The organism is Pseudomonas sp. (assembly GCF_030696055.1).
In the GTDB taxonomy this organism is placed as follows: Bacteria; Pseudomonadota; Gammaproteobacteria; order Pseudomonadales; family Pseudomonadaceae; genus Aquipseudomonas.
This window is the reverse complement of record NZ_JAUYNP010000005.1, coordinates 1-10,866: the sequence shown is the minus strand read 5'-3', so window position 1 is coordinate 10,866 and position 10,866 is coordinate 1. Positions and strand designations below refer to the sequence as shown.

Annotated in this window: 9 protein-coding genes; 3 read left to right on the top strand and 6 right to left on the bottom strand. The window is 63.6% G+C overall.

What is annotated here, in order from left to right; all coding sequences use genetic code 11:
* The coding region (locus Q8Q83_RS00275) for a DUF6600 domain-containing protein (RefSeq protein ID WP_371132331.1) at nt 1–2,199 on the bottom strand (2,199 nt) is incomplete at its 3' end.
* 366 nt (nt 2,200–2,565) lie between these two features.
* Nucleotides 2,566–3,750, bottom strand: coding sequence for an NAD(P)/FAD-dependent oxidoreductase (locus tag Q8Q83_RS00270; protein WP_305620110.1), 1,185 nt, complete (start codon nt 3,748–3,750; stop codon nt 2,566–2,568).
* Between the two features lie 160 nt (nt 3,751–3,910).
* Here Q8Q83_RS00270 and Q8Q83_RS00265 point away from each other — a divergent pair, with 160 nt between their 5' ends.
* Nucleotides 3,911–4,639 carry an ABC transporter substrate-binding protein gene (locus tag Q8Q83_RS00265; RefSeq protein WP_305620108.1) on the top strand — a complete coding sequence of 243 codons (729 nt, stop codon included), beginning with the start codon at nt 3,911–3,913 and terminating at the stop codon, nt 4,637–4,639.
* A gap of 206 nt (nt 4,640–4,845) precedes the next feature.
* Nucleotides 4,846–5,580, top strand: coding sequence for an ABC transporter substrate-binding protein (locus tag Q8Q83_RS00260; protein WP_305620107.1), 735 nt, complete (start codon nt 4,846–4,848; stop codon nt 5,578–5,580).
* A 30-nt stretch (nt 5,581–5,610) separates the two neighbouring features.
* Here Q8Q83_RS00260 and Q8Q83_RS00255 read toward each other — a convergent pair whose 3' ends face one another.
* On the bottom strand, nt 5,611–6,609 hold the full coding sequence (locus Q8Q83_RS00255; protein WP_305620105.1) for a GlxA family transcriptional regulator: 999 nt from the start codon (nt 6,607–6,609) through the stop codon (nt 5,611–5,613).
* A gap of 148 nt (nt 6,610–6,757) precedes the next feature.
* Here Q8Q83_RS00255 and Q8Q83_RS00250 point away from each other — a divergent pair, with 148 nt between their 5' ends.
* Nucleotides 6,758–7,588, top strand: a complete 831-nt coding sequence (locus Q8Q83_RS00250; RefSeq protein ID WP_305620103.1) for a S9 family peptidase — start codon at nt 6,758–6,760, stop codon at nt 7,586–7,588.
* A 22-nt stretch (nt 7,589–7,610) separates the two neighbouring features.
* Here the strand turns inward: Q8Q83_RS00250 and Q8Q83_RS00245 are convergent, their stop codons facing one another.
* From Q8Q83_RS00245 to Q8Q83_RS00235, 3 genes are all read right to left on the bottom strand, one after another.
* Nucleotides 7,611–8,846: a diguanylate cyclase domain-containing protein gene (locus Q8Q83_RS00245; RefSeq protein ID WP_305620101.1), complete on the bottom strand. Its 1,236-nt coding sequence runs from the start codon at nt 8,844–8,846 to the stop codon at nt 7,611–7,613.
* Between the two features lie 56 nt (nt 8,847–8,902).
* Nucleotides 8,903–10,282 (bottom strand): ATP-dependent RNA helicase DbpA, encoded by a 1,380-nt coding sequence (gene dbpA / locus Q8Q83_RS00240; protein ID WP_305620100.1) that lies wholly within the window; start codon nt 10,280–10,282, stop codon nt 8,903–8,905.
* Between the two features lie 132 nt (nt 10,283–10,414).
* Nucleotides 10,415–10,866 (bottom strand): GMC oxidoreductase (locus Q8Q83_RS00235; protein WP_305620099.1); only part of this gene is annotated, 452 nt, incomplete at its 5' end.

The window sequence follows — 10,866 nt, the reverse complement described above, 5'->3', positions numbered from 1 at the left end:
CGCGGCCTGTCGCTCGTCGTCGATCCTGCGTTGCTGCTGGGCGGCCTGGCGCTCACTCTCGGCTTGGCGCTGCAGCTGCTCCTGGCGTTGCTGCGCCTGTTGCTCGTCGTCGGCCTTGCGTTGCTGCTGGGCGGCCTGGCGCTCGCTCTCGGCTTGGCGTTGCAGTTGCTCCTGCCGTTGTTGCGCGGCCTGCTGTTCGTCGTCGGCCTTGCGTTGCTGCTGGGCGGCCTGTCGTTCGCTCTCGGCTTGGCGTTGCTGCTGTTCCTGTTGTTGCGCGGCCTGCTGCTCGTCGTCGGCCTCGCGTTGTTGCTGGGCGGCTTGCCGGTCGCTCTCGGCTTGGCGTTGCAGTTGCTCCTGCCGTTGTTGCGCGGCCTGCTGTTCGCTGTCGGCCTTGCGTTGCTGTTGGGTGGCCTGGCGCTCACTCTCGGCTTGGCGCTGCAGCAGCTGCTGCTGTTGCTGTTGCTGTTGCGCCGCCTGCGGGTCGCTGTCGAGGTTGCGTGGCTGTTGTTCCTGTCTGGGTTGGCCCGGCTGCTTATCCTCTCGGTCGTTGCCGCGCTCGGGTCTTCTTTGCGGTTCGAGCGAGCGATCCAGGGGTGGCGGTTGAGCGGAGTCGTCGGCGCGGCGCGGTTCCGCGGCGCGCTCTGGCTCGCCGAGCACCCGGACGTTTTTCCGCCGTTGGCCGCTGCTGTCTGGCACGCTTTCCACCGCGGCAGGCTCCAGCGCCCGTCCAGGCTGTTGCTGCAAGCGTTTTTCGCGCAGGGAAAACGGCGCCTCGGCAGGTGGTGGCGCATTACGCGCGACCACTCGACGGTCAAACACTTGTGAGGCCGGATGCGCCTTGGCAACCTCGCCGCTACCGATCACGCTGCGCTTGCTGGGGGCAATCGGGGCGATCCGCATGGTTTCGCCGGCGGCGAGGGCCTGACGGTCAACCCGCAGCGCTGCCGCGTGCACCGGTTGTGCGTTGACGAATACAGCGCTGGGCACCACGGTCACGGCCTGTTCAATCTGACGGTTGACGTAGTTGACTTGACCGATATTGAGCGTGCCGCTGGAGTAGTTGTTGTAGACGTTGGTGATGGTCGTGTTGTGGATCACCGTGTTGTTCAGGTTGATCCGGGAAAAATAATCTCGGCTGACGTGATAGGAGGGCACATAGACTTCTCGCGGTCCAAGCGGGAACCAGCCGATCGGTGAAGAGCCACCGCCCAGCGCAAGCGTCAGGCTCCAGCCGCTGCCGCCGATAAAGGCGACCAGCGCGGGTGCGTACACTGGCTGTACCCGGCGTATGCAGGGAACCCAGCCCCAGTGATTGCTGACGTAGATCCAGCGGCCGTAATGCGAGGGCGCGAAGCCCCAGGGCGCATTGTCCACCCAGGTCCAGCCCCAGGGTTCCTGCCAGATCCAATAACCATAGCGGTAAGGTGCCCAGTTGACGGATATTCCGCTTGGAAACCACACATGGCCGTGACCGCTCACCGGGCGCCAACTGCCGTACTCATCCAGATCGCTGTAGCCGACCAGGTCGTCGTCGACATAACGCAGGGACTCGGCGCGCTGGAAACGCTGGTCACGGCTTAGGCAGTAGAGATCGAAATCATCCTCGCGCGGCAAACCGTACATCTGGTAGTCGTGCAAATCCGTGTCGTAGAAACGCACCGAATCGCCCGCACGCAGGCTGAAATGGGCGTTGTCACCGTAGACTTCGCCAATGCCCGCCCACACCGTGATGGTGGTTGCCCCGGATCGCGGATCGACGTCAATGCGGTAGCGACCGCTGCCGCTGATGGTGAATGCCAGCAAGGGGGTGTCTATCTCGACGAGCTGATCCCTGTACTGGCGCCGCACGCTCAGGCTCAGCACACCCTGAGTCAGTTGCAGCTGGGTAATGCGGTCGTTCAGATCGAGAATCTCTACGCTGCTGTTGGCGTCGATCCGCACGGCAGAGCTGCCGACCTGAAATTCGGCGCGGGCGTCGCGGTCAGTCCAGAGCCGATCACCGCGGATCAGCGGGCGATTGCGCATAACCTCGGTCCACTGCTCTTCGCCAGACGGCGAATAGCTCACCAGGCCATGGCTGTCGCTCAGGTAGCCCACGCGCCCGGAAGGGTCGGCATTGGCGCTGTTGGCGAACAGGGTGGCGCACAGGGCACATAGCAGCAGGCCGCTCAGGGTAAGTAACCGCGATGGGTTCGACATGCTGTGGTCCTTCTGGATAGTGCCCGTATCAGCAACAACTGAGGTATAGGCGCGGATAGTTCAGGCGGTACTACTCAGCGTCTGCCCAGGGAGCATGATGTTTCGACTCCCGCAATGACTTAAAGTTACGGCGCAGTGCCAGCCCTATCCGTACGCTGGCGCGCTAAGAGCGGGGGTTTTGTGCTATTTGCCAGGCAATAGCCACGGCAAGCGCAGGTCCTGGAGGAATCCGCGACTGATGCCGGTTTTTGGGGTGGTTTTGTCCGCGATCTGCTGCGGCTGCGTCGCCGCCGTTTTACCAGCCTAAAGGCTGTTACTTCGTTTCAACGCAGTTTTTCCGACGCGCAGCAGATCCGAGACTGGTTCTTAGACGTACTGCGCCGCCGCATAGCCCGAAGCCCAGGCCCACTGGAAGTTGAAGCCGCCCAGATGGCCGGTGACGTCCAGCACCTCGCCGACAAAATACAGCCCCGGCGACTTCAGCGACTCCAGGGTCTTCGACGACACCTCGCGGGTGTCCACGCCGCCCAGGGTCACCTCGGCGGTGCGGTAGCCCTCGGTGCCGGCGGGCACCAGTTGCCAGTCGGACAAGCACTCGGCAATCGCCTTGAGCTCGCCCGGCGTGTACTGCTTCATTGGCTTGCTGGCGAACCAGCTATCGGCCAGCAGCCCGGCCATCTTCTTGGTGAACAGCTCGGCCAGCAGGGTTTTCAGCTCGCTGTTGGGTCGCTCGCGCTGTTGCTCGGCCAGCCACTCGGGCAGGTCGATATGCGGCAGCAGGTCGATATGCACGGTGTCGCCCGGCTGCCAGAACGAGGAAATCTGCAGGATCGCCGGACCTGACAGGCCGCGGTGGGTGAACAGGATATTCTCGCGGAAGCTCTGGCCGTTGCAGCTGACCAGGCAATCCTCCACCGAGGTGCCGGACAGCTCGGCGCAGAGGGTTTTCAGCTGCGGGTCGGTGATGCTGAACGGCACCAGGCCGGCGCGGGTCGGCAGCAGTTGGTGGCCGAACTGCTTGGCCACCTGATAACCGAAGCCGGTAGCGCCTAGGGTCGGAATCGACAGGCCGCCGGTGGCGATTACCAGAGACTGGCAGGCGATCGGCCCGGCGCTGGTGTGCAACTGGTAACCGCTATCCGTCTTGGCGATCTCGCCCACCGAAGTGTTCAGGCGCAGCTCGACGCCGGCCTCGGCGCACTCGGCCAGCAGCAGATCGAGGATGGCGTTGGCCTTGTTATCGCAGAACAGCTGGCCGAGCTTCTTCTCGTGGTAGGGCACGCCATGCTTGGCCACCAGGGCGATAAAGTCCCACTGGTTGTAGCGGGCCAGGGCGGACTTGCAGAAGTGCGGGTTGTGCGAGAGGAAGTTGCTCGGTTCGCAGTACATATTGGTGAAATTGCAGCGCCCGCCGCCGGACATCAGGATCTTCTTGCCGGCCTTGTTGGCGTGATCCAGCAGCAGCACCCGGCGCCCGCGCCCGGCGGCCGTCAGGGCGCACATCAGGCCTGCCGCGCCGGCGCCAATGATCACAACGTCTGTAGCGGACACCGCATGCTCCTCTGGATTCTGCACTGACACCCGGACTGCGCCCGGATTGGCGCGCATAGTACCCGAAAGGGCGGGGCTGCCAGCATCCGGCCGAGGGGCAGCATTGGGTAGCCTAGGGTCTAAGCTGAATGGCAGTTGTCCAGTGAGTCGAGGTCGAGGCATGTGGCGCGCGTGTGCAGTGCTGCTCTTATGGGCAATAGGCAGCGTGGTGGCGTCCGAACCTCTACGTTTGGCGGCCAATGCCTGGCCCCCCTTCACCGACGCCCGCCTGCTCAATAACGGCCTGGCCAGTGATCTGGTGAATACCGCGTTGGCCCGCGCGGGTTATGCCACGGTGCAGAGCGAGGTGCCCTGGGCGCGCGCCCTGCTGGGGCTGCAGCACGGGCGTTTTGATGCCGTGGTGGGTGCCTGGTACAGCGCCGAACGCACGGCCTTTGGCTACTATTCCAAACCCTACCTGATCAACCGCATCCGCTTCGTTCAGCGTCGCGGCAGTGGCGTGCGGTTCACCCAATTGGCGGATCTCTATGGCTACCGCATCGCCGTGAGTCGCGGCTATGCCTACTCCCCCGCGTTCGATAGCGATGCGCAACTGCAAAAGGCCGAGGTCACCGACTTCTCCGCCGCCGCGCGTATGGTGCACGCCCAGCGCTTGGATCTGACGCTGGAGGACGAATATGTGGCCCGCTACTTGTTCAGCCGTGAGCTGGCCGATATCCGGGATGATCTGGAGTTCCTGCCGCAGCCCTTGAGTGAGAGCAACCTGTATCTGCTGGTCAGCCGCCAGCATCCGCAGCATCGCCAGATAGTCGAGGCCTTCGATCAGGCCATCGAGGCGATGCGCGCCGATGGCAGCTACGCGCAGATTTTTCAACGCCACGGACTCTAGACAATCGCTAGGTTTTAATGCTGTCCTGCTCCTGCCGGCCAGCGCCGCTGGGTTGTCGCTGCCGTTGCGTCCCGAAGGCTTAGCCTGGGCGCAGGGTCACGCGACGTGCAGCCGAATAAACCGGGCGCTCAACTTATTGTGTTTGGGGCACACGGCTTTGCTGGTTGCGGCTAGGCTCAGTAATCCGCTGATTGGGGCAGGCTTGGATGAATGCACTGCGTATCTGTTTGTTGTCGCTGCTGTTATTGCCGCTGTACAGCTGGGCGGCGCAGGCCTTGCGCCTGGTGGCCGATCCCTGGCCGCCGTTCAATGACCAGACCTTGCTGAACAACGGCCTGGCGACTGATCTGGTCAGCACGGCCCTGACCCGTGCCGGTTATGCCACGACCTACAGGCAAGTGCCCTGGGCGCGGGCTGTGCAAGGTTTGCAGCGGGGCACTTACGATGTGCTGATCAGTGCCTGGTACGCCGATGAGCGCGCCAGTTACGGCTATTTTTCCCAGCCCTATCTGATCAACCGCATCCGCTTCTTGCAGCGCAAGGGCAGCGCTATCCAGTTCAAGCAATTGTCCGACCTGTACCCCTATAGCATTGCGGCGGTGCGCGGTTATGCCTATGGCAACCCGTTCGATAAGGACAGCCAGTTGCGTAAGGTCGAGGTCAGCGGCTTTGTCATGGGCGCGCGCATGCTGCACGCGGGCAGGATGCAGCTGGCCCTGGAGGATGAGCTGGTGGCGCGCTTCTATCTGGGCCGCGATTTGGCCGGGCTGAGCGAGGAGTTGGAGTTTCTGCCGCAGCCGCTCAGCGAGAACGGCCTGCATATTCTGGTCAGCCGCAAGCACCCGCAGCACCGGCAGATCACCGAGGCCTTCGATCAGGCCATCGCAGCCATGCGCGCCGATGGCAGCTATGCGCAGATTTTCCAGCGCCACGGCCTGTAGCGGGTCGCGCGGAAGAACGCTCCTTGATAATTACTGGCGCGTATTTTCAAAGCGCTTGCGGTAGGCGCTGGGGGCCAGGCCCACCCGCTGTTTGAACAGGCGCCTGAAGGAATTGCCATCCGCATAACCCACCTGCAGGGTGATCTGCTCGAAGCCTTGCTGGCTGCTTTCCAAGAGAAACTTGGCTTTTTCGATGCGCAGGTTCTGCAGGTATTCGATGGGGGTTTGCGCGGTGGCTTCTTTGAAGCGGCGGATAAGGTTGCGCATGCTCAAGCCGAATTCGGCGGCCAGCTGTTCCATGACAATGCTGTGGGCCAGGCGCTGTTCCAGCCAGATCTGAATCTTGAGGATCTCGGCGTCGGTATGGTTTTTCTTGAAGGTGGTGCTCGCGTAAGGGGTCTGGCTGCGCACGGCCACATCGACCAGGAGTTTCTTGGCGCACTCGGCCGCCAGCTGGGGCGAGGAGAACTTGCGGATCAGGTGCAGCAATAAGTCGCTGCCGCTGGTGGAGCCGCCCGAGCACAGGAGCTGGCCGTCATCGGTGACTGTGCGTTCGGGCTGCAGCTTCACCTTGGGGAAGCGTTGCGCAAATTGTTCGCTGAACACCCAGTGGGTGGTGGCGCAGCGCCCATCCAGCAGGCCAGCCTGGGCGGTGACGAAGGCGCCGGTGCACATGCTGGCGATATAGCAGCCTTGTCGGTGCTGCAATTGCAGCCATTCGATCATCTTGTCCAGGCCGGGCAGCACGGCCAGGATATTGAACATAAAGCCCGGCACTATGATCAGCTGCGGCGGGTTCAGCTCGGCCAGGGCCTTGTCCGGGGTCAATCTTAGGCCGCCGGTGCAGGCGACGCTGCGGCCATCCTGCGAGGCGGTTTCCAGCTTGAACAGGGGGGCGTGGCCAGGGTCGTGGCGTGCGCTTTTCTTCGCCGCATACTGGTGCAGGACATTGGCGGTTTCGAAGAACTCCAGGGTGGCGGCCACGCTGGTGGAGGAACAGTGATCGGCCATCAGGATGCTGACGTTCATGGCGTTTCTCCGGCGCTGTCCTGCGCCTGCGTAAAAAATCGCATGTTATATGTCATTTCTGCCCATAGAGGCAGCCCTGGCCAATCCCTAGTCTGTGCCTATCGAGCCCGCGGGGCTCGATCATCGATAACGCAGAGGGATTGCCAGCATGAAACACACGGCATACAGACTGTTCAAGAAGCCTTTTTTCGGGCGCTTCGTGCGGCCCTGGCGCTGGCCGGAAAACGTCGAACAGCGCCAGTGGCGGCGCCTGAGCGTGGCCAGTGCGTCCGGGGCGACCCTCTCTGCGCTGTTAGCCCCCGCCCACGCAGCGCAAGCCAAGGGCGCGGTGCTGATGGCGCATCCCATGGGTGTGGCGGCCAAGGGCTTCTGGATGAAATATGGGCACGCCGAACTGCTGCGCCAGGCGGGCTATCACGTGATGCTGTTCGATCTGAATGGCTTTGGCGAAAGCACCTCCAGCACCATGGATTTCCCCCTGGATGTAGTGGCCGCCGGTCTGGCCCTGCAGGCGCAGTATCCGGATTTGCCGGTGGCGGTGCTCGGCGCGTCCATGGGGGCGGCCATGAGCCTGTGCGCCATGGCGCAACCCGCCCATCCGTTCAAGGCGGCGGTGCTGGAATCCGCCTTTCCGACCCTATTGCACTTCTGGTCGCGTTATCCCATCCCCAAGTTGGGCATCCAGCTGTCCAAAATCCTTTATCCAGCCGGCGAGCGCCGTTTGCGTCCCACCTATGCCGCGCAGCGCCTGATGGGCAGGCCGAGTCTGTTGATGATCTATGGCGAGGCCGATGAGTTCACCCCGGTGAAAGACGGCAAGCTGTTATGGCTGGCCTTGCAGGGCAAGACACCAACGGAGTTCTGGCAGGTGCCGGGGGCCGAGCATACCCATGCCTATGCCGCGCAGCCCAAAGCATATGCCGAGAAAGTCATAGGGTTTTTAGATCGGCAGTTGCTGGCGGAGCGCCTGGCGTCCTAAGGCCAGTGGATAGCCGGGCCGACTACTGCCAGCAGTTGCGCCCACGGCCCTGGTGCTTGGCCTGGTACAGGCGCATATCGGCCTGGTGCAGGGCGTTTTCCAGGTCGTCCGGGGCGCCCTGGAAGATTCCGGCGCTGAACGACAGTGGCGGCGCGCCCAGGGCGTATTTCAGGCTGGCGCACTGCGCGCGCAGTTGGTCCAGGGTCTCGCTCAAGGCCGCGGCGTCCTGCTGGCTGAGCATGGCGAATTCCTCACCGCCCAGGCGGCCGAGCAGGGCGTCGGGGAAGGCGCCGGCAAAGGCCCGGGCGAAGGCGATCAGCGCCGCATCGCCGCTGGCGTGGCCATGCTCGTCGTTGATCCGCTTGAAGAAGTCCAGGTCGAGCATCGCCACGCTGAGGTCGCGCCCGCCGGCCTTGGCCTGCTGGAACAACAGCTGGCCGTGCTGGTAGAAGGCGCGGCGGTTGTTCAGCCCGGTGAGGGCGTCGAACTGCGCGGCCTGCTTGAGCGCGAGCATCAGGTCGCGGCGTTCCAGGGTCGACATGACCCGGCAGTTGAGCTCCTCCGGGCAGAACGGCTTGCGCAGGAAGTCGTCGGCGCCGTGCTTGATAAACATGGCGCTGAGCGAACCCTTGGTGTCGGCGGACAGGCCGAGAATGATCAGCTCGTGGCGCTTCATCTTCTGCCGCAGCAGTTTGACCAGGTCGAAGCCGCTGAGCCCGGGCATGCTGTGGTCGACCAGCAGCAGGTCGATATCCGGCTGCTCCTTGAGGATGCGCAGCGCCTCGTCGCCGTCGCAGGCGTCGATGATCTGGTAGCGGTGCGGGGTCAGCACGTTGCGGATGTAGTGGCGGGTGGCTTCGGAGTCCTCGGCGATCAGGATCTTCACCTGGCTGTTGCTTTCCAGGCGGTGCAGCAGGCGGAAGGCGTACTCGTAGGAGTGCTGGCTTTCCTTGAGCACGTAGTCGACCACGCCCTTGAGCAGCATCTGGTCGCGGCGTTGCTCGTTGTAGCTGCCGCTCAGCACTATGCAGGGCAGCTGGTAGGCCATCACCAGGTCGACTATTTCGCCATCCGGGGCATCCGGCAGGTTGAGGTCGACTATGGCGGCGAAGAACAGGCTGGCGGAGGACTCCAGCATCACCTGGGCCTCGCCCAGGCTGGCGCAGAAGATAGGTTGCAGGGCGCTTTCCTTGCGGAACAGGTGTTCGAGGATTTTCAGCACCAGGGGGCTGTCTTCGACCACCAGAATATTGCGCAAGGGGCGCTCCTCTGCTGCGGGCCGCGTCACTGCGGCCGTCTGTTTGCCTACTGCAACTATAGGGTACGTATGCGCAGCGAGCGGCCCTTGATCTTGCCTTCACTCAGGCACTTGAGCGCCTGCATGGCCACGCCGCGCTCAACGGCCACATAAGCCTGAAAGTCGAAGATAGCGATCTTGCCGACCTGCGCGCCAGGGATGCCAGCCTCGCCAGTCAGGGCACCGAGGATATCGCCGGGGCGCAGTTTTTCTTTGCGCCCAGCGCCGATGCCCAACGTAATCATTGGCGGCTGTAACGGCGCGCCGCCCTGGTGTTTCAGGCTGCTCAGCGGATGCCAGTTGAGCGGAGCCTTTTGCAGGGTTTCGATGGCCTGGGCACGATGGCCTTCGGCTGGGGCCACCAGGCTCATGGCCAGGCCTTTCTCGCCGGCACGACCGGTACGGCCGACGCGGTGGATATGGATTTCCGAATCCCGCGCCAGTTCCACGTTGATCACCATGTCCAGCGCATCGATGTCCAGGCCGCGTGCGGCCACATCGGTGGCCACCAGCACCGACAGGCTGCGATTGGCAAACATCGCCAACACCTGATCACGGTCGCGTTGTTCCAAGTCACCGTTCAGCGCGGCAGCCGAGATGCCTTTGGCGGTAAGGTGATCGACCACTTCCTGGCACTGCTGCTTGGTAAAGCAGAAGGCCACACAGGACTGCGGACGGTAGCAGTTGAGCAGCTTGACCACGGCGTCCAGGCGCTCTTCCGGGGCGATCTCGTAGAAGCGCTGCTCGATCTGGCTGTCGTCGTGCATGGCCTCGGCCTTGACCTGCTGCGGATCGCTCATAAAGCTCGCCGCCAGCTGCTTGATCCCGGTCGGGTAGGTGGCGTAGAACAGCAGGGTCTGCAGCCGCGTCGGGGTCTGGACGATGATCTCGGCGATGCTGTCGTAGAAGCCCATGTCGAGCATGCGGTCGGCTTCATCCAGCACCAGGCAGTTGAGGCCGTCGAGCTTCAGGGTGCCCTTGCTCAGGTGCTGCTGAATCCGCCCCGGGGTGCCGACTATGATCTGTGCGCCATGCTCCAGGGAGCCGATCTGCGGGCCGAACGGCACGCCGCCGCACAGGGTCAGCACCTTGATATTGTCGGCGCCGCGGGCCAGACGGCGGATTTCCTTGGCCACCTGGTCGGCCAGCTCGCGGGTCGGGCACAGCACCAGTGCCTGGCAGCCGAAGAAGCGCGGATTCAGCGGATTGAGCAGGCCGATGCCGAAGGCCGCGGTCTTGCCGCTGCCGGTCTTGGCCTGGGCGATCAGGTCCATGCCCTTGAGCATCACCGGCAGGCTCTGCGCCTGGATCGGCGTCATCGCCGTATAGCCGAGGGACTCGAGGTTGGCCAGCATGGCGGCGGAAAGCGGCAGAGAGGAAAACGCGGTGTGGGTCACGGTACAGGCCTGATAAGCAAAATGGCGCGCAGTGTAGCAGGCGCGCGGCTTAGGCAGGCGTTGGTGCGACCGGGGGCGATTAGCCTAGGGATAGTCCGTAGCCCGGATTGCATCCGGGCTACGAGAGTTGCGTCAGCGTTGGCGTTGCGCGGTGCCGCGTACCGGCGCGGCGCCGGCCACATGGTAGGGCGCGTTGCTGCGTGGCAGGGGTTTGCGCCCGCGGATTTTGTCGGCGATCTTCTCGGCCATCATGATGGTCGGCGCGTTCAGGTTGCCGGTGGTGATCAGCGGCATGATCGAGGCATCGACCACGCGCAGGCCCTGCATGCCATGCACGCGGCCCTGGCCATCGACTACCGCCATCTCGTCGCTGCCCATCTTGCACGAGCAGGACGGGTGGAAGGCGGTTTCCGCGTGTTCGCGGATAAAGGCGTCCAGCTCGGCGTCGCTCTGCACCGCGACGCCGGGGCTGAGTTCGCGGCCACGGAAGGGGTCGAGAGCCGACTGCGCCATGATCTCGCGGGTGATGCGGATGCCGTCGCGGAACTCCTGCCAGTCCTGCTCGCTGGCCATATAGTTGAACA